At 43.4% G+C, this 23824-nt stretch carries 15 protein-coding genes; 5 read left to right on the top strand and 10 right to left on the bottom strand.

All coding sequences use genetic code 11. The annotated features are described in order from the left end of the window. Window positions 1–36 precede the first annotated feature (36 nt). The 5 genes from AC1MCB_RS10480 to AC1MCB_RS10460 all read right to left on the bottom strand — a co-directional run bounded on the left by AC1MCB_RS10480 (window position 37) and on the right by AC1MCB_RS10460 (window position 13029). Window positions 37–1797, bottom strand: coding sequence for a RagB/SusD family nutrient uptake outer membrane protein (locus AC1MCB_RS10480; RefSeq protein WP_479968701.1), 1761 nt, complete (start codon window positions 1795–1797; stop codon window positions 37–39). Window positions 1798–1814: 17 nt separating this feature from the next. After that, entirely contained in the window at window positions 1815–5147 is a 3333-nt protein-coding gene (locus AC1MCB_RS10475) for a SusC/RagA family TonB-linked outer membrane protein (RefSeq protein WP_479968700.1), read from the bottom strand. Between the two features lie 356 nt (window positions 5148–5503). After that, window positions 5504–6703: an Sb-PDE family phosphodiesterase gene (locus AC1MCB_RS10470; RefSeq protein ID WP_479968699.1), complete on the bottom strand. Its 1200-nt coding sequence runs from the start codon at window positions 6701–6703 to the stop codon at window positions 5504–5506. A gap of 1533 nt (window positions 6704–8236) precedes the next feature. After that, entirely contained in the window at window positions 8237–10477 is a 2241-nt protein-coding gene (locus tag AC1MCB_RS10465; RefSeq protein WP_479968698.1) for a TonB-dependent receptor, read from the bottom strand. 89 nt (window positions 10478–10566) lie between these two features. Further along, complete coding sequence (locus AC1MCB_RS10460) at window positions 10567–13029, bottom strand: bifunctional YncE family protein/alkaline phosphatase family protein (protein ID WP_479968697.1); 2463 nt, start codon at window positions 13027–13029, stop codon at window positions 10567–10569. A 382-nt stretch (window positions 13030–13411) separates the two neighbouring features. Here AC1MCB_RS10460 and AC1MCB_RS10455 point away from each other — a divergent pair, with 382 nt between their 5' ends. Beyond that, window positions 13412–14623, top strand: coding sequence for a serine hydrolase domain-containing protein (locus tag AC1MCB_RS10455; RefSeq protein WP_479968696.1), 1212 nt, complete (start codon window positions 13412–13414; stop codon window positions 14621–14623). A gap of 140 nt (window positions 14624–14763) precedes the next feature. On the opposite strand, the gene AC1MCB_RS10450 is transcribed toward AC1MCB_RS10455, so the two are convergent. Further along, window positions 14764–15870 (bottom strand): NAD(P)-dependent alcohol dehydrogenase, encoded by a 1107-nt coding sequence (locus AC1MCB_RS10450; RefSeq protein WP_479968695.1) that lies wholly within the window; start codon window positions 15868–15870, stop codon window positions 14764–14766. A 280-nt stretch (window positions 15871–16150) separates the two neighbouring features. Continuing rightward, window positions 16151–16444, bottom strand: a complete 294-nt coding sequence (locus AC1MCB_RS10445; RefSeq protein ID WP_479968694.1) for a hypothetical protein — start codon at window positions 16442–16444, stop codon at window positions 16151–16153. Between the two features lie 387 nt (window positions 16445–16831). Between AC1MCB_RS10445 and AC1MCB_RS10440 the strand changes: the two genes are divergently transcribed. Continuing rightward, window positions 16832–17710, top strand: coding sequence for a hydroxypyruvate isomerase family protein (locus tag AC1MCB_RS10440; protein WP_479968693.1), 879 nt, complete (start codon window positions 16832–16834; stop codon window positions 17708–17710). A gap of 88 nt (window positions 17711–17798) precedes the next feature. On the opposite strand, the gene AC1MCB_RS10435 is transcribed toward AC1MCB_RS10440, so the two are convergent. After that, window positions 17799–18443 carry an NAD(P)H-dependent oxidoreductase gene (locus tag AC1MCB_RS10435; protein WP_479968692.1) on the bottom strand — a complete coding sequence of 215 codons (645 nt, stop codon included), beginning with the start codon at window positions 18441–18443 and terminating at the stop codon, window positions 17799–17801. A 101-nt stretch (window positions 18444–18544) separates the two neighbouring features. Between AC1MCB_RS10435 and AC1MCB_RS10430 the strand changes: the two genes are divergently transcribed. After that, entirely contained in the window at window positions 18545–19441 is an 897-nt protein-coding gene (locus AC1MCB_RS10430; RefSeq protein ID WP_479968691.1) for a LysR family transcriptional regulator, read from the top strand. Window positions 19442–19873: 432 nt separating this feature from the next. Here AC1MCB_RS10430 and AC1MCB_RS10425 read toward each other — a convergent pair whose 3' ends face one another. Both AC1MCB_RS10425 and AC1MCB_RS10420 read right to left on the bottom strand, forming a co-directional pair. Beyond that, entirely contained in the window at window positions 19874–20797 is a 924-nt protein-coding gene (locus AC1MCB_RS10425; RefSeq protein ID WP_479968690.1) for a DUF808 domain-containing protein, read from the bottom strand. Window positions 20798–21074: 277 nt separating this feature from the next. Beyond that, complete coding sequence (locus AC1MCB_RS10420; protein ID WP_479968731.1) at window positions 21075–21773, bottom strand: SDR family NAD(P)-dependent oxidoreductase; 699 nt, start codon at window positions 21771–21773, stop codon at window positions 21075–21077. A gap of 455 nt (window positions 21774–22228) precedes the next feature. Between AC1MCB_RS10420 and AC1MCB_RS10415 the strand changes: the two genes are divergently transcribed. Next, window positions 22229–23074 (top strand): helix-turn-helix domain-containing protein, encoded by an 846-nt coding sequence (locus tag AC1MCB_RS10415; RefSeq protein ID WP_479968689.1) that lies wholly within the window; start codon window positions 22229–22231, stop codon window positions 23072–23074. Window positions 23075–23142: 68 nt separating this feature from the next. Then, window positions 23143–23703 carry a DUF417 family protein gene (locus AC1MCB_RS10410; RefSeq protein WP_479968688.1) on the top strand — a complete coding sequence of 187 codons (561 nt, stop codon included), beginning with the start codon at window positions 23143–23145 and terminating at the stop codon, window positions 23701–23703. The last annotated feature ends 121 nt before the right edge of the window (window positions 23704–23824 follow it).

Below are 23824 nucleotides of genomic sequence, written 5' to 3'. Positions count from 1 at the left end.
CCTTTTTGTTACTAAGTAAGCTGTAAAGAATATTATTTATTCCCAGCCAGGGTTCTGGGTTAAAGCCGGGTTGATTACGATATCCGCATTAGAGATCGGTTTGAAATATTTCTTATCGTCGAACTTTCTGTTTTCATCATCTCTCCAGGTGATATGGCCTTTCGATCCTTCGGTTAGGCGGGCGGCTTTGCCATCTACCACATAATATACCACGCCGGGTATTTTGCTGGCTGGAATAGCATCCACAAAGGCTACATCGGGCGTGTTATTACCGTCAAGATCCATAGGAAGATTTTTGGCGGGAACGTAAATCCCTTTCCACTGCATTTCCAGCAAGTGCCCTTTTTTCCAGCGGAGCAGGTCTTCGAAACGGAAACCTTCATAGGCAAGTTCTATCCCTCTTTCTCTACGGACCTCCAATAGGAAGGGATCACTGATTTCAGGAAAGTAAACTTGCTGCAGGTAGGCATCTGCTGAAACCGGCTGTGCATTATTGATTCCGGCACGGGCGCGCAGCATGCCAATTGTTTGTCCCCACACAGTGGCGTCCATTTGCCCCAACTCAGCTTTTGCTTCCGCATAATTCAATAGTACCTCGGCATAACGGACCAGGGAAATAGAGTTGTTTGATTCTGTAACCCCATCCAGGCGTTTATCATCTAAACTGAACTTATATATGTGGTACCCGGTAAAAGTATATCCGAAGTTTGCAGGAGCGGCACTGCCGTCGCTTCTTTTATATCCCAATGTTCGAATGGTTTGCGATAGGCGGGGATCCCTGTCCTTCACTTCTCTCACAAACTGGATTGTATCATATCCGGCGATATCTGTAAACCGGGAGCCGTCTTTATTCAAATAGGTATTGATAAACTGCTTGTTTAACCCCCAGCGGGAACCAAAAGTAGCGCTGTTAAACTTCCAGGTAACCTCATGCCACTTTCTGAAAGCATTATTATAAACTACAGACCACATTATTTCATTTGAAACGGGGTTTTCGCTCGTGAACAGTGCCCTGTAGTCAGCGGCAGGTTTGCCGGTACTATAGACACTATACTTCCCGGCATCCATGACTTTTTTCGCTGCATCAGCTGATTCTTCAAGCCATTTATTAGCGGTACCTGTTAAGCTCAGGCTGGGATGATATTTACGAAAGGTACCTTCGAATAAACAGACCCTTGATTTAAATGCAAGTGCTACCTGCCGGGTTACTGTAGAAGAGGAATTATCCTTTACGTCCCGAATATTCTCGGTTGCAAAGTTAAGATCCGCCAGTACAGAGTCCATCACCAATGTCCGGGGATCTCTTGGCTTATACAGGTCAGGATCATCAACACTCATCGCCTTCGAATACCAGGGCACATCGCCGTAGGTCTGCACCTTGTCGAAATAAAAGTAAGCCCTGAAAAAACGGGCCAGGCCCTCGTGGTGATTTCTGGCTTCCTGGCTTATAGCCGGGTTATCAAACTTCTCCAGGAAATAATTGATGTTTCTAAGATTAGTAAACGACCAGCTTCCCTGGTTAACGGAAGTGAAAGACCCAGCAATAAAGCTCGACGAGTTGCTCTTTGAAGTATATTCGCCCATTTCATCGGCTTGTACAACTGCTAACCCTGTGGGAAGCATTCGTTGATAGAATGAAGTGGTGTAAAGCTCCAGATCTTTCTCGGTATTGAAAAAGGAGTTAGGCACCAGTTTGTCGAAAGGTTCCTTGTTCAAAAAATCTTTCTTACAGGCACCCAATGTGAGGGTGGCGCCTATTGCCAGGATGGATATTATATTTTTATTACTAAATTTCATGTTCATCATTCTAATATTTAAAATGTAAGATTCAGACCGATGGTAGTCGTTTTCATCATTGGATAAGCGTAGCCTTGTCCGCTGCCATTGGTTAAATCGCCAATCGAGTTTTCAAGTACTTCGGGGTCAAAGTTTTCGGTATGCTTAAACAATCCTGACAAAGTGAGCAGGTTCTGAGAGGAAACAAATATGGAAGCACGTGCAACATCAAATCTGTTTAACCACTTTTTGGGTACATCGTAGTCTAGCGTAAGGGTCTTCAGACGCAAATAGCTTGCATCCTGCAGATACCTGGTCTGCGGAGCACCTAAGGAGCGACTGGTATTAAGAGCTGTATAGCCTCTGAATCTTGGAAAATAGCTGTCAGGATTTTGTTCTGACCACAGGTCTTCGATCATGGTAAGCGGCTGATAGCCGTAGGGCCTGTTATAAGGTCCGTAAAACAGGCCTGCTTCAGAGCCAAAGTACCAGTCGCGTTTAGCCACGCCCTGGAAGAAAGCGGAGAGGCCGATGCCGTTCCATCTTCCGGATAAATTGAACCCGAATTGATAGCGTGGAGAGCTATTGCCAATAATACTGCGGTCACCAGGATTGAAAATCGTATTGTCGCCTGCGTTTATAACATTATCACCATTCTTATCAGCAAACTTTAAATCACCCGGTAACCAGGTTCGGTTGTTGGAGTTTTGAAGAAAATCCTGGTTGGCATGTGTTGCAATCTCAGCTTCTGACTGAAATAAACCTAAGGTCTCATAGCCCCAGATCTCGCCAACTTCATGTCCTACGTAGTAAGTTGACCCTAACGTACCGGTCGGATTGTTAAAGCGCGTAATAAAAGATTTGCTGTCCCATAATGAACCATTGATACCGTACTCGAATGGTCTGCCGAACAAGGTGCTTTTATCGCGCCAGGCTAGTGTCACTTCCCATCCTTTTGTTGAAAGGTCGGCATAGTTTCCAAAAGGCACTGCTGCTCCAAATGTCGCGGGTAATGGTTGTCCGGCTGTAAACATATCCTGGGTTTTGCGATTGTACCAATCAAAGTTTAGCTCGAAACGATTATTCAGCAGGTTAAGGTCTAAACCGAAGTCGAGAGTTGTTGAGCGCTCCCATGTTAATCCATCAGGGATCACACCCGGAAGTTGTGTGTAGTTTTTCTGAACACCTTCGAGTATCACGCCGGCTTTGCTTACACCCATTTGTTCTAAATAGCGGTAGGGAGCCACGTTACCGTTACCCAATGAACCATAGGAGGCCCTCAATTTCAGGTTATCCAACCAGGAGTTGCTGCCGTCCATAAATGACTCTTCAGATATTCTCCATCCGGCAGACACCGAAGGGAAGAAGCCGTAACGCTGGTTAACCGGGAATTTCGATGAACCATCGTACCGGCCATTTAGTTCTACCAGGTAACGGTCATTGAACGCATAGTTCAAACGGTAAAACAGCCCTACATATGACCATTCATTTCCACCTCCTGTAATGGTATAGTTTAAGCCATCCATCAGGTTGAAATCAGGTTTATCTTCTAAAAGGATACCATCGCGGCTGGCATTGAAAATCTCGTATTTAGAAGATTCTACATTGTATCCCACTAATCCTTTTACATCATGTTTGCTGCCGAACTTGGCCTCGTAAGCAGCAGTAAAATTCCCCGCCAGGTAATTGGTGTTATCGTTGAATTGTCTTAACAGGCTTCTTCCGAATCTTGAAGTCTGATCCGGAGCATTGCTATAGTTGATATAGTTGTTGGTTCTGCTTTCCTCTTCGTTGCGTTTGGAATAGGTAATATCACCTTTCAGCGTTAAGAAGTTTTTCCACGGTTTGGCAGTAAATCCCGCAGTATTCCTGAAAAATACATTTGCCTGATTCGACTCGTTATTGCCTTCCATGTAGGAACCGATTCCGGAATATACTCCGGTATGGGTATAGGAGCCATCCGGATTATTCATTACCGCCATAGGGTAGGCCTGGTGTTCAAATTGTCGCCATGGGTTACCATCTCCGTCCGCAAACATTGGGTAGGAATAGGTATAGTTTGACAGCTCAAAATTGTTCTGGATATTAAGCCAGGGAGCAACTTTTACGTCACCTTTTGCCCTTACATTGTATTTATTAAACTTATCAGTGTTATGATTAAAAATTCCGTCCTGAAAGTAATAACGTCCAGACACGTAATAGTTCACGTTATCTGAACCTCCCGAAACACTTAAAGCTTGTTCCGTGGTTGGCATTTGGTCTTTATATAAAAGTGAATACCAGTCGGTGTTACCGAAATATTCGTATCGGCCTTTAGATTCATTAAATACGGTCTCTGGTAGGCTTGGATCTTCGTTGTGTTGTTTCAAAGCATCAAGGTATTCCAGTGAGAAAGGATAGATGTTATTTACCGAAATTGGATGAGAATTATAGTCATACCAGGCATTGAAAGCTTCATCAAAGTTTTTTGCCCACTCATAGCCATTAGTAACAACTTTGGGCGTTACTGTACGCTGGTTAAGGGAGTAGTTTGAGTTGAATTCTACTTTCACTTTCCCTTTGGTTGGCGACTTGGTGGTGATCAATACCACTCCAAAGGCCGCCCTGGAACCATAGATGGCGGCAGAAGATGCATCCTTTAAAACAGATACACTCTCCACATCATTCGGATTTATTAAATTCGGATCGCCCTCCACTCCATCAATCAGAACCAGCGCACTTCCGCCGGCACCAATAGATGTGGTACCACGAACATTATAGGAGGCGCCACGTGTAGGGCTGCCGTCAACCATCTTCAAATTCAGATTGGGAAGAGTACCCTGCAGCATGCGGGTCAAATTGGGGGAGGGCCGGTTTTGCAGTACTTCAGAAGTGACTTGCGCAACAGCACCAGTAAGATTGGCTTTCTTTTGAGTACCATACCCAACTACGACCACCTCTGACAAGCTATTAAAACTTGGAACCAGATTTACATTCAAGGTAGTGCCGGAGACCGGTCTTTCAACCGTTGAATAGCCAATCATGCTGAAAACAAGAATTCCACCATCTCCTGATATACTTATTTTATAGTTTCCGTCCATGTCAGTTACTGTTCCGACACTTGAGTTTTTAATATTAACGGTCACACCGGGTAAGGGCTCCCTGTTCTCATCGGTTACCTTTCCTGTGACCACTGTTTGTGCTGCGGTGACAAAGGGAGGATAGGTGTTTTTCTCAACCGATCCTGGAATTCCTGTTTCTGAAAAAGTAGCAGCATAGGTTTGAAAGCTGCCGGTGAGCAATATACCTACTGCGATTTTTTTGAATGCTGCCAGCTTTGATACGCCCGCAAAGGGTGAATTACCGGCTTGTTTGGTATTATTTTTATACATTTATTACGGATTTAATAAATTGTTCTGAACGATCATTTTGTTAATCTGACGGCTTATTGCTGTGAATCAGGAACGGTCGCACGTTCCTGATTAATTTTAAGCCTTGTTTGACTGGAAATTCAAATTATAACATTAGGGCTATCCTCCTTCCTCAAGATTATTTGGAAAACATTCTTATATTTTTTGTGAAAGCTAACCCGCTTTAGACAACGCAAAGGAACTGTTGGGATATTACTCAAACCTGATATTCTGATTAAGGAACTATTAAGTTTGAGATGCAATTTGATGTGCCCTACCGATCTGCTGGTTTTTGCGATTCCAATTGTCTGAAAGACATCCAGTTTTTGCAATCGATCCTAATTTTCCCTGGTTCCGGTTGAAACATTAAAAACCGTCTTGAACGCTTCAGTCGTCGAGACGATAATATTAGATACTTCAACTCTTAAGGGTGTCGCTTCAGGATACTTCCACATTGCTTTTAATACAAGGGTAGTGGTGTCACGCGCTGCTAATACCATTTGACCCAGGGGGTATTTTTCGATATCGTAATCTGCTGCGGCTTTTATTTTAAACGGGATATCACTGTTGTTGTATAGCTTAACCTCAAGAATGTGTTCACCTTTCCGATTCTTTCTTTGAGAGGATACCTGGACGGCAGATTTAAAGAAAGCTTCCGCTTCCTGCTGCCGGGCTATCAGGAAATCATCAAAGTAAACTGCTGTCCGGCGTGCAATCAAGGCTTCCCTGATTCCCTCAGCGGAACGTTCTTTAGCGAATACCAGGGTCATGGGACGGTGGGTATCTGCATAACGAGGAGAATTGTCATAGTGCTCATCTGTATTGCCAAACATGGTCAGGTTATACTTCATCGCGAGGCCGTGAGCCAGGATATTATAATTTCCTGAATTGACAACCTCTACTCCGGCAAGGATATTTTTGCTCAACAGCTCGTGGTGAAAGTCTGTAAATACCGTTGTATCTTTTCTATCCCACCATGCATAGCTGGGGTGATTATAGAAAACAAATGCGTCCTGCTTTTTTGCTTCCGCGAAGGGTGCCATCAGCTGTTCACGTGTCAAATTATCTTTCATCACAAACTGCTTTTTACCGCTTTTCATATAGTCGATAGGGAGTTTATTTGCATCCTTAACAAAAAGTGCGTTATGATGATAAGGAGGTACCCGTGGCGAAATCTCTACTCCGGGAATTATAATAAGGTTTTTATTCTTCGCTGCCTGCGATGCAATTTCGTACGTTTTATTGTAGTCTTTCTTTATCTCATCCGGGAAACCCTCGTAATCAATATGCTCTGTAATAGAAATAGCATCAAGACCATCGCGAACCGCCTCGTTAACCCGGAAAGAAGGCCATACATGGCCGTCTGAAAAAACCGTATGCATATGAAAGTCACACTTTAAAGTTTGGTACCCGGGAATGTCGGGAAGGTTAATCGTTTTTTTGGTGTTTTCACGAATCTGCGCCGCGGCATTAATAGAGCAGATAGAAAAAACCGATAGGAGTGTCAGGCTAAGTGTAGTTTTAAACAAATTCATCATGGTTTTTAAATAAAGTAATCCAGGAATACAAGCCAGGTGCATGAATTTCAAACAAACCCAGACGTTGTATTCAGGCGGTAAACCTAGAGAAGCGATGTTAAGTGAGGATTAACATACAATGATGGTTTTTAATGAAATTTCCCCGGCTTGGGATAATGTTAAAAATCAGGAAGCTCCGGAGCTAAGGCGGTATATATCATATCTCTATAAACACGGAGCTCCTCGGAGCTAGCAGCGCTTCCTCTTGACAAGCATTTCTAACCCGTCATTTCGACGACCCTTCGAGGAGAAATCCCCCTTCCGGGCCACGAGTTTGCGGAGTGAGCACCGCGTTCATTAATTGCTTAACATATTGAATTACTTGGATTTCTAACCCGTCATTTCGACGACTCTTGGAGGAGAAATCTCCCTTCCGGGCCGATAGTTCGCAAAGAGAGTACCGTGTTCATTAATTGTTTAACATATTAAATTAGTTAGATTTCTAACCCGTCATTTCGACGACCCTTCGAGGAGAAATCCCCCTTCCGGGCCGGTAGTTCGCGAAGAGAGTACCGTGTTCATTAATTCCTTAACATATTGAATTAGTTGGATTTCTAAGCCGTCATTTCGACGACTCTTGGAAGAGAAATCTCCCTTCCGGGCCGGTAGTTCGCGAAGAGAGTACCGCGTTCATTAATTGCTTAATATATTGAATTAGTTGGATTTCTAACCCGTCATTTCGACGACCCTTGGAGGAGAAATCTCCCTTCCGGGCCGGTAGTTTGCGGAGTGAGCACCGTGTTTATTAACATATTGAATTAGTTTCTAACCCGTCATTTCGACGACCCTTGGAGGAGAAATCTCCCTTCCGGGCCGGTAGCTTGCGGAGTGAGCACCGTGTTCATTAATTGCTTGACATATTGAATTAGTTGGTTTCTAAACCGTCATTTCGACGACCCTTGGAGGAGAAATCTCCCTTCCGGGCCACGAGTTTGCGGAGTGAGCACCGTGTTTATTAATTGCTTAACATATTGAATTAGTTTCTAACCCGTCATTTCGACGACCCTTGGAGGAGAAATCTCTCTTCCGGGCCACGAGTTTGCGGAGTGAGCACCGTGTTTATTAACATATTGAATTAGTTTCTAACCCGTCATTTCGACGACCCTTGGAGGAGAAATCTCCCTTCCGGGCCGGTAGTTTGCGGAGTGAGCACCGTGTTTATTAACATATTGAATTAGTTTCTAACCCGTCATTTCGACGACCCTTGGAGGAGAAATCTCCCTTCCGGGCCACGAGTTTGCGAAGAGAGCACAACAGTGATAAAGCAAGGGTGCTAATATGCGGTAGGTACATCTGGCCGGGAAAATCTGTATCAGCAGGGGCTCTCGCAGAGAACCTTTCGTTCTGTAATTGCTAAAGACGTCGGAATAGTTAGATAAATACCCGATTAAAATCAACCTGGTTTTTTAAGATATGTGAGATATCTCCTCCCAAGGGGCCGTCGAAATGACGTAAACCCTTGTGACAATAAAACAGCCGGACCAGCAAACCGTATTAAAACTCATACTGCAAGCTCATCCATAAACTCCTGCCGGTAGAGTTGATACCGCTGCCATGAGTGCGGTAATCCTGGTTAAATAGGTTTTGAGCACTTAATCTCAACTGGAAAGGCTTAAAATTATACCCGGAATATAGATTTAAAACCCTCCAGCCGGGAGTACCTCCCGTGGGTATTCGGTTGTCATCAATGTCTCCCTTAGCCAGACGGGTCTGATCATCTGCCCAGGCAATTTCAGCGTTCGCATAGAAGGACGTCCATTTGTAGTTTACAGCAAAGTTGCCGTTTAATGGAGGAATCCTTCTGAGGGGCTCTAAACCGGAAATATTTTCTCCATGGTTAAAAGAAATAAATCCGTTAAACGACAAACGGTTGTTAGCCTGCCATTCGATGTATCCTTCAATTCCTTTAATTAGAGCCTTCCCGGTATTTTCTTTCATGTAGACTTTATAACCGTTAATTTCTTCCCCGGTCTGGATTCTGGTAATCAGATTACTCAGTTTGTTGTAATACAAAGCTGCACCCGCATTCCAGTTATCTGAAGCATACTTATATCCTGCTTCTGTATTATAACTTTTCTCGGGTTTTAAGGAGTAGGAGGGTAGTTCATACCGGAAATCAACAATTCCTAAAGTACCCATGTCGTCAATGTTCGGAGCGCGGTAACCACTGTTAAAAGATGTATAAATGTGATGATTTTTGAGGTTATAGCTAATCCCCGCATTGAAAACAAAAGCCGCGGGATTTACATCAATATTTCCCAATTCCTTATCACTTACAGATGCCTTTAGCCAGTTGTACCGGGCCCCGGCCTCTATATTGAATCGTCCATAAGTTAAATGGTGAATGCTATAAACAGATGCGTTTAAATAGGAGGAACCGTCGGGGTATAATCCACGCAGATTCTGCCGTGTTCCGTCCTGGCTGTTGATACTTTCGCGGCTGCTGTTTATTCTATCCCGATATACTTCGGCACCGCTATTTGCTGTCCAGTTAGAGTTTAACTGAGAAAACAGTTCGGCAGATAAATTCGATGTATTTACTATATCTCTTTCATGGCCTGAAGTAACGCTGGCATTTTTCCTGCTGTTTCTTTCTTCGAGGCTGTGGTTAAAAGAAGCGTTGATATTCAATTGCTGAAAAATAGGATTTTGGCTCCTGGTCATAAATTTAAGGTATGCCAGGTTCCTTGTTTGTATTCCCATTTCGTTCAGCGAATAATTCTCAAGTTTTACTTTGTGATATACATCCACATTTCGTTGTTGTACAAACTGGTTTGCCAACGTAAGCTCGGATGTTTCCGAGAGTTTCCACCGCGCTTTCAGGTAAGCGTCAGCTTCTGTATAGCCGGAGGGTGATTGCCTGCCGGTCGTATCACCCCCTACCAGGTCGCCGAAATCCTTAACACTCAGGATGCCTATGAGGGCCATTTTGGGACCTGTCATATTAAAATCACCGCTCCCGGATTTCTCCATATCGGAGTTCCAATACTTGCCCATTAGTTTACCGCTATATTCTTTTTGATCTGTGAAGGCAGCTTCTTTTGTGAGAACCTGTATCACGCCACCGATAGCGTCAGAACCATATTGGACAGAGCCACTTCCCCTCAGCACTTCCATCTTCTGAATGGTGAAAGGGTCGATGGTATTAAGATATTGATTCGGACCATAACGGAAAGTAGAATTGTTCATGCGGATGCCATCAATCATAATCAGTGTTTGATTCCCTGTCAGGCCCCTGATGAATGGAGATCCGCCACCATGATTGGTCTTTTGAACGAATACGCCCGGAACATTAGTTAACGCCTCAGGGGTTGAGCGGGGCAAGGTGGCTGATTGGGATGGGTCATGGGCAACGCTGAGGGCATAAGGTAAATTTGAAGATGTGGTTTGTCTCCTCGAAGCCGACACTACCTGTATTTCTGAAAGCTGTCTGAAAATGCTTTTGAGCTGCACATCGAAATTTAACCCGGCGGCGTTTACCTCAAGTTTGGCCAGGAAGGTTTCAAACCCGACATGACTAACTTTTAAAATATATTTACCCGTTGACAGACCTGTGAAAGCGAAGTTCGCGTTAGCGTCTGAAAGAGTTTTACGTATCTGTGATCCTTCAAGAACAACCGTGGAACCCGCCATGGAGTCTCCTGTCCGTTCATTATAGATTCTTCCCCTAAGGGTTTGCGCAGTTACGGATAAAACAAAGCAGGAGCAGAGCAGCACGAGTAAAAAACGTTTCATTGATAGTTAGTTTTAATCTGTCTTGACGACAATTGAAAAATCCGGGTTAGTAAATAACCCGGATTTATTTAAAAGACATTCAGCAGGGTTTAATCCTCTTCCTCGTTTTTTTTAGCCTCCAGTTTAACAAACCCGCTTCTTCGTGGTGCCGGCATAACTGAATCTTCGCCTTTGACTGACTTCCAAACGACCTCATTCAAGTCAAGGTCAGGTGCAGCATCTTCTCTGGCGAAATTCCATTTCTCCGAGCGTTCTGCACTTTTGTTCAATACCACATTACGTTGTTCGAGATCTACGTTAGCAGGTATTACTTTGTAGGGCTTCAAATTAGCAGTTGATGTGAAAACGTCAGACATTGGAACCGCCGCTGCGTCATACTGACTCATTGGGGGCAGGCCAAGAATTAGTTCCATTGTGCGGAGCATGCCGGAAGTTGAATACATGGTACTGTTAACCGAGTTGCGTTTGGTGTAGGGGCTTATTACAAAAGCAGGGGATCGGTGAGCATCCACGTGGTCAGGACCGTTCTGAGCATCGTCTTCAAGAACAAAAATGGCCGACTCGTTCCAAATACTGCTATTGGAAATGTGTTCTACCAATTGACCCAGGGCAAGGTCATTGTCGGCCACTGCGGCTGTCGGACTAATCTTCCCTATCCTTTGTCCGCTGGTGTGATCATTTCCGATACGGATCGTATTGAACTGCGGTACCGAGTTGATGGCAAGCAGGGAATCAAAATCGGCTTTAAAAATGCTTATGCGGTCGACATCTTTTATATCCAGGTTGTAGGAAGGATATTTCAATGAGATGTGTCCCTCCAATGATTTGGTGGTGGCTTTTCCATTGCTTGTAAACTCGCCGTAGCTGCGGTAACTCACACCGGCGCGCTGACAATAGTCCCAAATATAACCATCACGGGGATAAGCAATTTTACGGCTTCCTTCGTAATCATACGTGCCGCCGCGTCCACCGTAGCTGGTTGGCCATGTTTTCTCAGTATAATCAGTTGCGTACGCAGCCATACTCCAGTTATGTCCGTCGGCGCTAACCTCGGCGTCTACATAAAAATTGTCAAGCAATACAAATTCTCGGGCAAGTGCATGGTGATTAGGGGTAACTCTTTCCGGAAAAATGCATAACGTAGAATCGCCATTTCCCTCCTTCATATCACCCAAAACCTGGTCGTAGGTGCGGTTTTCCTTAATCACATAAAACACATGCTTTATTGGTGATTTTCCTCCCTGGATATTAGGGATCGGGTTGCCTTCTGCACCTTTTGTCTTTGTTTCAAGAGCTTTATTGTATGGGGTATTACTGTAAACCTGCTTAGAAAATTCTTCCAGTTGGGTTTCATTAGGCTCATCAATAACCGACAGCGTACCTTTAAATAAACTTCCTATATATTGTACTTCCTTTTGTTCGGTTATGCCAGTGTGTGTACCGCTATTATCTGTTTTCTTAATGGGCTGAGGTCCATTCGGATTGGCCATCGAAGTAAAGCCTTTACCGTTAGATACAAAGATTTTCTTACCGGCGGTGCGAACATTGGTGGGATACCAGCCTGTTGGAATAAATCCTTTTGAAGTGCTTTTACCTGGAGTAGATACATTGAAAACAGCCAGGCAATTATTGTTGGCATTGGCGATATACAGCGTTTTCTCATCAGCAGATAAAGCCAGGCCGTTGGTGGTACTGCCGGTTAATTTTGTTGGGTAGAGAGCCGTTGAAATAACCTCGATCACTTTCTGAGTGCGTGTGTCAATCACTGATACTGAATTGTCGTTCGCGTTAGCTACAAACAGAAATTTACCGTTTTTACTTTGAATCAATTCGTTAGGATGGCTTTCTGTAGCAATCTCTCTGACGAGTTTTAATGTCCTGGCATCATATATAGCAACTTTATCGCCGCCCCATAGGGATATGTAAAGCATGCTTTTATCTGGTGACAACAGGCAATCGTAAGCTTCATGACCCAGGGTGGTTTTGTTGATCAGATTTTTTGTTTTAAGATCAAAAACATACAGGGAATTGTCTTCCTTGGTAACGGTATACAGTCGTCCGCCCTTATCATCTACCTCAATACCGGTTGGACCGATTTTATTAGGCCATGCTTTACCCAGAACAAGGGTATCGGCGGCGGCAAGTTTGTTATCTTTAATAGGGTAGATTAAAATAATATTGTCATTGGCGCCTGAAACGTACAACTTCTGCTCATCCGCACTAAATTTCAAGCCGTACCAGGCCTTCTTGATAGGCTGTTCGTGCAGGATTTTTTCTGTTCTGGGATCAATTAACTGAATACTGTGTTTGCTCTGGCCGTTATTGCTTACAGCCATCAGTTTTTGGGAATTTGAAATCTGGATATTTAAGGGTAGGTCGCCCAGTGGCAAAGACCGGCCAGCCGGACTTAAAGACCATCCGTTAGGCAAAAGAACTTTACCGGGTTTAGAAGTGTTGGCTACATTCTGAGCTTTAAGGCTTGTCACATTAAAGCTGAACATAACGGCGCAAAAAGCAATAGTAAGTAAGCAATTGTTTGCAGGCTTGTGCATAGATTAATAAATAGCGATCCTCGATATCAATTGGATCAGGTTAGAATATGTTCAGCAAAAAAACCCTTTGCTTATTAGCTGCATATTAAGAAACAGTAATCTTTTGAAATGATTGGCCACACTCTATTGCCTTTATTACTTAGAAACGGCAGGCTTTCACGACCAATAACCATTGAAATTATTACATGAATTTATATGAATGGTTTGATAAAACTGTTAGATCGAAAGGAGATTAGTCGGAGAAACATTATACTATTGAATCTTCCGCATCCATTAATTATTGAATTGATAGAAGGGGAATGTAATAACACCCAACAAACACTATCTTCATGGAGCGAATGATAAGAGGCGCCATAATTATATTCATCTCATAATTTAATAAATGGGACACGAAGACAAAGTAAAAGCTGCAGTTGCGCTGGCGTTTATTGCGCTTGTCATCTTACTATTCCCGCCAATAGCAGCAGGCCAGCAGATAAAAAGACTGGATGGAAGTTCGATCAGCCCTGATTCTCTTAAGAGTAAGATCGTATTCTTAATGGAGAAGGCAAAAGTGAAGGGACTTGAACTGGCAATCTTCAACAAAAACAAAGTGGTTTACAAACAGGCATTTGGTATTGCTAACGATGCCAATGTACCTCTTCGCACCTCGATGAATGTGTATGGCGCGTCTTTGAGTAAAGCAGTATTTGCCGTGCTTGTGATGAAGCTGGTAGAAGAGGGTGTCCTTGCACTCGATAAGCCCCTGCAAAGCTATTTACCGAAACCCATTTATGAATATCCCCAGAAAACCAAGTGGCAGGATAATTATAGTGATCTGCGGACCGATACGCTTCACAAAAAGATCACCGCCAGGATGTGTCTGGATCATACAACGGGATTTCCGAACTGGCGCTGGGATAATCCGGACGGGAAACTAACTATCACGTTTCCTCCGGGCAGCAGGTATAGTTATTCAGGAGAAGGGATGGTTTACCTGCAGACTGTAATTGAGAAGCTCACCGGAAAGTCGCTGGAACATCTTATGGACGAAAAGATCTTTGTCCCGTTTAATATGAAAAATTCGGCCTACATCTGGCTGCCAAAGTTTGAGGCCGACTATGCGCTCGGTTATAATGAGGAAGGGAAGAGTTATGAAAAAGACAAAGACAATGAGGCTCGTTCGGCTAGCACGCTCGAGACGACGCTTGACGATTATGCTAATTTTATCCAAGCTTTGTTAGAGGGTAAGGCGCTTAAAAAGGAGTCGCGGCAGGAAATGTTCCATCCACAGTTCCGCTTGCGTTCTGTGAGCCAAATGGGCTCCCTGTCTCGCAGGGACACAAGTGCTAACGACGGCATTTCGTTAAGCTATGGCCTGGGTTGGGGATTACTGAAGTCACCTTACGGCTGGGGCGCCTTTAAAGAAGGGCATGGAAACGGATTTCAACATTACTCGATCATTTTCCCTGAAACAGGCACCGGTATAGTGATTATGACCAACAGTGATAACAGTGAAAGCATGTTCAAAGAGCTTCTCGAAATCGCTATCGCAGATAAGTATACTCCCTGGAAATGGCAAAACTATATTCCTTACAATGATCCTCCCCGGTAATAAGTCAAAGACCTTATTGAACTGAATGTGGTCAGTTATCAATTGTGTTGAAATAGGAGAGTTTTCAGTCTAAACGTACGGCTCTCCTAAATCGATCTTTAAGCACTTACTGATTGGTTTGAACCGATCCTGTTGTTTCCTTATTCACGTTTTGGGTTCTTGAGTGATGCCATGTCAATCACAAACCGGTACTTAACATCTCCCTTCAGTAATCGCTCATAGGCTTCATTGATTTGCTGAATGTTGATCATCTCTATATCGGAAACGATACCATGTTTACCACAGAAATCCAGCATCTCCTGTGTTTCGGCAATGCCACCAATCATCGAACCGGCAAAGCTTCTGCGGTAGGGGATCAGGCTAAATGCAGCCACGGGAAGTGGATGTTCGGGTGCGCCTACTAAAGCCAGGGAGCCATCGACCCTTAACAGGTTCAGGTATGCATTGATGTCGTGTTGTGCGGAAACGGCGTCCAGAACAAAATGAAGTTTACCTGCATAACGCTTCATTTGCTCTTTATCTTTCGAGAGTACCACATCGTCTGCGCCAAGCCTTTTTGCATCTTCAAACTTTGAAAGCGAAGTTGTAAATACGATAACTTCCGCACCCATCGCTTTGGCGATCTTAACACCCATGTGCCCCAAACCTCCAATGCCCACGATACCGACCTTTTTGCCGGGACCTACATTCCAATGCTTCAGAGGAGAATAGGTTGTTATCCCCGCACACAATAATGGAGCAGTAGCCGCCAGGTCAAGGTTCTCGGGCACGCGTAAAACATAGTTTTCATTAACGACAATGCTTTCTGAGTATCCCCCATAGGTTTGGGTGCCAAGAAACTTATCCGGGGAATTATAGGTTCCGGTATTCCCTTCTTCACAGTATTGTTCTAAGCCTTCTTTACAGTAGTCGCATTCACGGCAGCTATCTACCATACAGCCTACAGCCGCCAAATCACCTGCTTTAAATTTGGTAACATGATCACCAACACTTACAACTTTACCAACGATCTCATGTCCTGGTACGCAGGGGTAGACAGTACCGTGCCATTCGTTTTTTGCTGTGTGAAGGTCTGAGTGGCAAACACCGCAATACATAATTTCAATTTCAACATCGTGTGATTTGGGCGTCCGGCGATGAATGTTTAACTGGTTAAGGGAGGCCTCTGCCGCCTCTGTACCAAAAGCCTTTACCTCTTTTGATTCAACGGCAATCACTCCTTCGGCTGTTGTTCTTACTGCTTCCATAAGTTCTAGTTTTTAATATAACTTCATAACCACATCACGGTTTGTATTCAAACCATGTTTTTTTGAGATCTAAGCGCTCCATTTTAAAGAGCCACAGCAATTGTCACTGCCGTGTAGTCTTGTTATTTTATTGATTTCATTTCAAAACTACATTTCATAGTCGTATGAGATATACAGCAGGTTAATAAATACCGCTAGCTATTTAAACAAAAAGCTATAAAGATGCCTGAGCTCAAAACAAAAGCCCCTGAAATAAGATTTACAGGGGCTGATTTGATACTTATCCTGCCTTTTCAGTCAGGAAATCCCCTAGGTTCTGTTCCAGTAATTCTGTATTATAGTCTGAATCAACGGCATTATTCGATAAAGTGATCTCATCGTCAGATACAATTATTGTAAAGGCATTGCCTTCAATAACTTCCGGAAATAAAACATTGATCACATCGTATACATGGCCATACTCAATAGTAAGGTTGGAATTCAGTTTACCGTTAATATAGTCGGCAAACTCCTTTTTTAACAGGTCGAACAAAGCTTCCGCACTTAGCGGTTTAACATTTTTTATTGGTGTCATAGAGATTTTTTTTAAAGTTAGCTTAAAGACCCGCTATTCCGGCTTATAATCCCTTATTTCAACAGGTTAGATTTTCTATCACGCTAAATGCAGCTTTTGTGCAAGAGCAGGACATCATCTGATTATGCGCAGAATTGCATCTCCTTATCAGAAACATTCTCATGAATAAACAGGTTTTGTATCGTTCTCCGTAACGGTGAATTTATTCTTTCTGTATTCTTTTATAATTATCAACAACTATATTCGGTGATGAGAATGTTTTCGATTGGCTTTCCAAACGGTGAGGGCACAGGCTTTGAGTTGGCGGGGCAAAGTTAATTCCAGGCGACTTAAGCCCGATCGATCTTAAGCGTAGAACTATTACAATAATCCTGGTTGTGTTTACATATGAATGTATTAAATAGAAGAACTATTATAAAAGGGATGGTCGGTGCGGTGGCTCTTACCGGGGCCGAAAAGTTAACGTCGCATACTATGGCCAATGATAAAATTGAAGGAAGTTTGAAAGGTAATGTAAATCACTCTGTGTGCCGGTGGTGCCTGGACGAAATGCCTATTGATCAACTTTGCAAAGAGGCGAAACGAATAGGAATGACGGCTATCGATCTCGTGGGCCCCAAAGACTGGCCTGTTCTTAAAAAGTACGGACTCTATTCGTCGATGTGCAACGGAGCTGAGATAAACCTGGTTGATGGTTGGAATACAAAGGCTAATCATCCGACTTTAGTTAGAAATTATTCTGACATGATCATAAAGGTCGCCGAAGCGGGATATAGGAATTTGATCTGCTTTAGCGGAAATCGGCGCGGAATGGATGATGAAACCGGCTTACAAAATTGTATAGAAGGCTTGCAACAAATTTTGCCTCTCGCCCGGCAGCATAATGTGGTGCTGGTGATGGAGTTACTAAATAGTAAGATTGATCACCCGGACTATCAGTGCGACAACTCGAAATGGGGCGTGGAATTATGCAAGCGTTTGGGCAGTGAGAATTTTAAATTGCTCTACGATATCTATCACATGCAAATTGACGAAGGAGATGTTATTCGTACTATTCAGGCAAATCATCACTATTATGCACATTATCATGCAGCCGGTGTTCCTGGGCGTCATGAGATCGATGATAGTCAGGAGTTGTTTTACCCTGCTATTGTAAGAGCCATCCTTGCCACAGGTTTTACCGGATTTATAGCTCAGGAGTTTATTCCTGTGAACAAGGACAAAATCTCGTCTTTTCAAAAAGCCATTCAGATTTGCGATTTGTAGCGAGATGATCAATGATTATACGCCGAAGCCATTTAATTAGCGAGTTTGCCAAATTTGTGAGCAACCAAGCATGCGTTTTATCAGTAGCTTATAGCTCCTGATTGCAAAAGGCCAGCTCGCTTTCGCTGAACATCTTAACAATAAACAAGTTGTTAAGATGTTCCTGGTAGCGCTCGAGATTAGTGTCCACACTCGGGTTCTTCTCGACATCATGGAAATGGATGCTCTCCAGCGGAGTCATACCGGTAAAGGCATTCATTTTGTGAAATCCGAACAAAGCGCCGTCATCCACACTTCGCTCGTTAAAAAACTCGCCGGGCAGGGTGAAAGCAGTAGCAGGAGCATTCCAGGAAGAAGTGACCAGGTACTTTTTGCCGTGCAGCATACCGCCGGTTCCGTAGTTAATAGCCGGATTCAGTGATGAGCGACCGTCGCTATGATAAATTCCTTTTTTATGACCTTCCGTAAATACCACGTCGATGTATTTCTTTAAGCCGTGGGGAACCTGAAACCACCATATTGGGGTGTGGTAAATAATCACATCAGCCCATACATAGTTTTCTACTTCCTTTTCAGGATCGTATTCCTCGTTGATATCGGTAGCTCTGATCGCAAAGCCTTCGTGGTCATTAAAGAACTCCTGCGTCTTATCAAAGATCGTTTTATTAAAACGGCCTCCTGAGTGTCCAAACACCTGTCCGCCGTTGATGATAAATATTTTTTTATTTTCCATTGTATTTATATCATTTGATTAAGCACAAATTTAAGGTCGGATGAAGTCTTATTAAAATAACTTAAATCATAGCTTTGTATCATAATTATAATAGATAGATCATGGTCAACTTAGAATGGTTCAGAACATTTAAAGCGATTTATGAAACCGGATCGCTAACCGGTGCTGCCGAATCCCTGTTTGTATCGCAGCCGGGCGTCAGTCTGCATCTCAGTTCTCTGGAGTCTTACGTAGGGTTCAAACTCTTTGACCGGTCTTCACGAAAGATGGTGGCCACCGAAAGAGGAAAAATCCTTTATAATTATATCCAGGAACCAATCATTAAGCTGCAGGAAGCTGAACAACATTTCCACCGAACCACGGAAAAGGATGTGCCAACGATCAGTATTGGTATGTGTTTCGAGACCTTTCAGTTCACACTTGAGCCCTACCTGCCCACCCTGCCATTCAATGTGATCATCAAGTTCGGCGACTATCCGCAAATGTTGAATGACCTCGATAGCGGGATTCTGGACCTGATTATCACGCCGCAAAAAGGTGACTATAAGGGCCTGGTCTATAAGCCGTTCTTTAAGGAAAAGATTGTTTTGGTCGCAGGTGCAGAGACTGATACAAAGGATTTTGCAGCATTACTAAAGGATGAAGACCTGCCGGGGTTACAAGACTGGCTGAAGCTTCAGACCTGGTATGGCACTGCGGGCGATATGGAACACCTGCGCAGGTTCTGGCATATGAATTTCAATAAACGCCCCGACTTTAAACCGAATTTCATCGTACCTAATATGAGTTCTATTCTGCGGTGTATCAGCGGCAGGTCAGGCCTGGCGGTCATTCCGGATTTCCTGTCAAAAAACGAAAGGGAATCCGGGGGTATTAAAATATTGTGGCAAGGCAGGAAGGTTATTGAGAACACGCTTTATTTCGGTACCCGGAATAAAACGATCTATGCTGAGCAGATCCGGCAGGTGCAGACGATCTTTGAGAAGGAAATGTTATAGGTTATTACACGGGTTTTAAAATCATTGGTGAAGGATAAAACAGGGGTGGTAACTTGATCTCTTTTAAAAGGCAGAAAACCACCTCCGTCTGCTGATAGAAGCAGCCACCTCCTCAGCTGAGGATAACGTCTATGAATGGTTTTCAGTTATGAACGATGGTTGAATTCCATCTAAGGATAAACTCTGATTTATCCAGATAGTTTCCAAGTTTCTACCTTCTATTGCCGCTCACCGCTGCTTTCCTCCGCTGGCCCTTCAGGGCGGAGGTGGTTCGGCTGCTTAGCAAGAAAAGATCTTCACCGATAAACTACCATCAAATTTGTTAGAGGATTTTACTATCATACTATAACAAACCATGTCGCGACTTTAAGGGCTATTGAAGGACACAAACCATTGACTGAAGGCTGAACAACAGCATCGCCCGATCGCGTTCTAATGTTTCTTACCAAACAGTTTTTTCATAAGTAACACAACTTTCTCTACCACAAAACCTACGATCAATCCGCCGATAGCACAAGCTATCACTTTGCCAAGCCAGGCAACCGCTGGCATGTGGGCTAAACCTTCTTCCAGATCATGAAGCAGATGACTGGTAAACGGAATACCGTGGGCAATAATTTCAGCACCTACCCAAAGCATGGCAGCTGTACCTACATAACTCAGGTAACGTAACAAGTGTGGCATAGATAATACCAGGCCCCGGCCAAATTTCTGCGTAGCAGGGTGGAATTTATCCTGCGCCAGGTGCACCCCAATATCATCTGCTTTAACGATGAGGCCAACAAAACCATATACGGCCACTGTAATAAAAACCGCCACAGCCAGCAGCACTACAATCTGGTTAAGCAAAGGTTGATGGCTCACCTGGCTATATGCAATGGCAATAATTTCTGCCGACAAAATAATATCTGTTCGCACTGCACCTGTAACACGTTCCTCTTCCAGCTCCTCGGGGGTAATGTTTTTTATTTCTTCACTTTCAACTTTTACATCGGGGTGCCTGGTAAACATAGAATGCACCTTTTCGTAACCCTCGAAACATAAATAAGCACCGCCTAACATTAATATCGGCGTAATAGCCCAGGGGGCAAAGAAGCCAAGTAATAAGGCGCCCGGGCTTAGGAAAAGCAGTTTATTTATCAGGGACTTTTTGGCAATCCGGAAAATAATAGAAAGTTCCCTCGATGGATCGAGGCCTACAACATACTTGGGCGTAACGGCGGTATCGTCGATCACAATGCCAGACACCTTGCCGGTGGTTTTTGCCACCTGGGCTGGAACATCATCCAAACTGGCTGCGCTTGCTTTTACCAAAGCCGAAATGTCATCTAATAAAGCAAAAAATCCTGAAGCCATATTTTTAATTCTTGTTATTTATTTTCCTGTAAACCGATGCACGTCTTTCTTCACAGCGGCGCAGCAAGATAAGTACAGCTTTTTAATTAACAAGTTTGATGCTTCGAAGAATAATTTCTCTTTTAACCTGTTCGCCGATAGTGAATTTTTAAAAACGAAAAGGCTAAAAAGATTCATTTACCAATATTTGCGCAAAAAAAGGGAAGCTCCGAATGCACAAACTGCATCCGGAAGTTCCCATAATCTATCTTTTAGTCTGCTTGCATATTCTATTTTGCTAGGCATTCATACCACCATCAATAACCTGGGTAGTACCGGTAATGAACCTGCTATCATCGCCTGCAAGGAAAAGTACGAGCTGTGCGATCTCCTCAGGATCCGCATATCGGCCAAGTGGAATAGCTTTTTCAAACTCCTTCTTGATTGCTTCAGCTCCGCCAGGCGCATAACCTGCTTCGAGTGAACGCATCATCCGGTTATCAACCGGAGAGGGATTAATTGTGTTAACTCTAACCTTCATGGGCGCCGCTTCAATGGCCAGATTTCGCATTATGCCCACCACCGCATGCTTCCTGGCTATATAGGCGCTCACGTTCGGACTACCTGCAATACCGGCTACTGATGAGGTCATGATTATGCTTCCGCCATCATTCATCTGCGGCAGAACATACTTATTACCCAGCCATACACCTTTCACGTTAACTGCAATTACTTTGTCAAAAACGTCTTCGGGATAGTCTACTACTGGTTTGACTACGCCCTCAATACCGGCATTATTAAAGAATATGTCAATCTTTCCAAAGGCTTTTACCGCTTCCGCAACATACCGCTGTACGTCAGCAGCGCTGGTAACATCCGCTGCGGTGTATCTCACATCCGGACTACCCAGTTCTTCCACAGCTTCCTTCAATGCGTCTTCTTTCAAGTCTACCAGCAACACTTTTGCGCCCTGGGCTAAAAATAGCTTCGCTGTTATTTTACCTATACTGCCAGCAGCGCCTGTAATAATGGCTACCTTATTTTCCTATTTTCTCATGATAATTGGGTTTTATGTAAGAATAATCTGCGAGCAACAGGAGCGTCCTGATGTCGCGTTAAAGAACTCATAAGCTATCTATATTTGCCCCGTTATTGTTGAAGCTGCAACACGGTAGCTTTGAGCGTATACAAAGGTGCCGAAAACCGCAGGCCTGGGGCGATGAGTTAAGTCAAGAAAGGACATTGATTAATGTCAATTTGAAATAGAGCTATTAGCTTTCAGCGTTCAGAAGACAGCTAAATTTGTGTTAAACTGAATTGCCGGATTATTAAAGAACTGGAAGGAAATTGATGGTTAAACTTCCCTCATCTCTAATTAAAACAAAGGTTAATAATTATTTTGTGATGTTTGTATTGATACCTATTACAGGTAAAGACTAAAGTTATAACATAATGAACCAAGGCGAATCACAGGGAAGTTGCAGTATTCTTACCAATCACACGGATACTATCAATCTGCGGGAGTCTGATCCATTTTATAACATATTTCTCTTTGAGGGAACGGGAACCGTAAAGATTGACCTGACCGAATATGATGTCAGCGGAAAGATCCTGTTGTTCACTACCCCGTATCAGTTTGTACGCTTTAACGCTAACGAGCCATTTGACATTCTAACCCTTCAATTCCATGGTGATTTTTACTGCATAGAGTATCATAAAAAGGAAGTCGCCTGCAATGGGTTGTTATTTAATAACATATATCTGCAGCCATTTATTGCATTGAATGAGGATGAATTTTTTGAGATACGAGTTCTTTTTGATAAACTGTCTAAAGAGGTAAGTCACGCAGATAGCTATTCACAGGCAGTCGTTCGGGCTTACCTGCAATTGGTGCTGGCATTGAGCAGTAAGATTAAAATAGCTGATCTTGATACCATTGCCAATGAAAATATCAATAATCCAATCATGAGATTTAAGAACTTATTGGAGACTCATTTTAACAAAGAGCGTCAACCTTCATTCTATGCGGAGCAGTTGGGAATTTCTCCTAATTCATTCTCCAAGCAATGTAAAATTCAGTTTATGAGATCTCCCTCCGAGCTTATCCAGGAAAGAGTGATCCTGGAAGCGAAGAAGTTAATTCATCTCACCTATAAAAGCATGAAGGAAATAGCTGCAGAGCTGAATTTTGATGATGAAAATTACTTCAGCCGCTATTTTAAGAAACATACTGGAATAACGCCAACCACCTTTCGTGAAACCGTTGGAATATCCATCGTAGCAGATTTGTCCAGATAAAAACCATATCTGTCCATTGTGGGGAGATCCGTTACCTCGCAAATTTGTTTTTCATTATTCCAATCGATATGTTATCATTCTTAGCGAAAGCACAGGGACAGTTTTTTAATTTCATGCGAATAGCCATTTTTATCGTGATGGCCTGGATCGGCGGTTTAAAAGCTTTTCAGTACGAAGCAGATGGGATCGTTGCCTTTGTGGCAAATAGTCCGGTAATGAGCTTTTTTTATCATGAGAAGGCTCCGGATTACAAAAACTATAAGAACAAAGAAGGGGAGGTAGTTGAAAAGAACATTCAGTGGCATACTAAAAACGGAACCTATAGTTTCTCCTACTTGTTAGGTGCGACAATCATCATTATCGGCCTGGCAATGCTGGCTGGTATCTTTAGCCATCACCTTGGAATTATAGGCGGTCTGCTAACATTTGGAATGTCAGTGGTAACCTTAAGTTTTTTAATCACTACACCCGAAACCTGGGTGCCCGATCTGGGCGGGCCTGAGCATGGCGTCCCTTACTTGTCTGCTGCGGGCAGACTAGTAGTAAAAGACGTGATCATGGCAGCTGGAGGACTATTGTGTGCATCTGATTCTGCGGCTTCATTGTTGAGAAACAGGTATGTTAATTAGGAATTCAGTCTAAATGGTTTTGATTCCTGCAAAAAGCTGTAGTAAGAATGGAGAGAGCAGTTTTTATTGTAGTGAAAGAGCATTCCAATATGAAGCCCGCAAAAATTTTATCGAATGCAGG

The sequence above is a fragment of the Daejeonella sp. AP26 genome (genome assembly GCF_056680515.1).
Note: the sequence above shows the minus strand (reverse complement) of the source record. Positions and strands in the feature narration are given on the sequence as shown.

Bases quoted from the DNA above. Each gene is read 5' to 3' on its own strand.
- AC1MCB_RS10480 (WP_479968701.1), bottom strand. From the start codon at position 1,797: ATGAAATTTAGTAATAAAAATATAATATCCATCCTGGCAATAGGCGCC.
- AC1MCB_RS10475 (WP_479968700.1), bottom strand. From the start codon at position 5,147: ATGTATAAAAATAATACCAAACAAGCCGGTAATTCACCCTTTGCGGGC.
- AC1MCB_RS10470 (WP_479968699.1), bottom strand. From the start codon at position 6,703: ATGATGAATTTGTTTAAAACTACACTTAGCCTGACACTCCTATCGGTT.
- AC1MCB_RS10465 (WP_479968698.1), bottom strand. From the start codon at position 10,477: ATGAAACGTTTTTTACTCGTGCTGCTCTGCTCCTGCTTTGTTTTATCC.
- AC1MCB_RS10460 (WP_479968697.1), bottom strand. From the start codon at position 13,029: ATGCACAAGCCTGCAAACAATTGCTTACTTACTATTGCTTTTTGCGCC.
- AC1MCB_RS10455 (WP_479968696.1), top strand. From the start codon at position 13,412: ATGGGACACGAAGACAAAGTAAAAGCTGCAGTTGCGCTGGCGTTTATT.
- AC1MCB_RS10450 (WP_479968695.1), bottom strand. From the start codon at position 15,870: ATGGAAGCAGTAAGAACAACAGCCGAAGGAGTGATTGCCGTTGAATCA.
- AC1MCB_RS10445 (WP_479968694.1), bottom strand. From the start codon at position 16,444: ATGACACCAATAAAAAATGTTAAACCGCTAAGTGCGGAAGCTTTGTTC.
- AC1MCB_RS10440 (WP_479968693.1), top strand. From the start codon at position 16,832: ATGAATGTATTAAATAGAAGAACTATTATAAAAGGGATGGTCGGTGCG.
- AC1MCB_RS10435 (WP_479968692.1), bottom strand. From the start codon at position 18,443: ATGGAAAATAAAAAAATATTTATCATCAACGGCGGACAGGTGTTTGGA.
- AC1MCB_RS10430 (WP_479968691.1), top strand. From the start codon at position 18,545: ATGGTCAACTTAGAATGGTTCAGAACATTTAAAGCGATTTATGAAACC.
- AC1MCB_RS10425 (WP_479968690.1), bottom strand. From the start codon at position 20,797: ATGGCTTCAGGATTTTTTGCTTTATTAGATGACATTTCGGCTTTGGTA.
- AC1MCB_RS10415 (WP_479968689.1), top strand. From the start codon at position 22,229: ATGAACCAAGGCGAATCACAGGGAAGTTGCAGTATTCTTACCAATCAC.
- AC1MCB_RS10410 (WP_479968688.1), top strand. From the start codon at position 23,143: ATGTTATCATTCTTAGCGAAAGCACAGGGACAGTTTTTTAATTTCATG.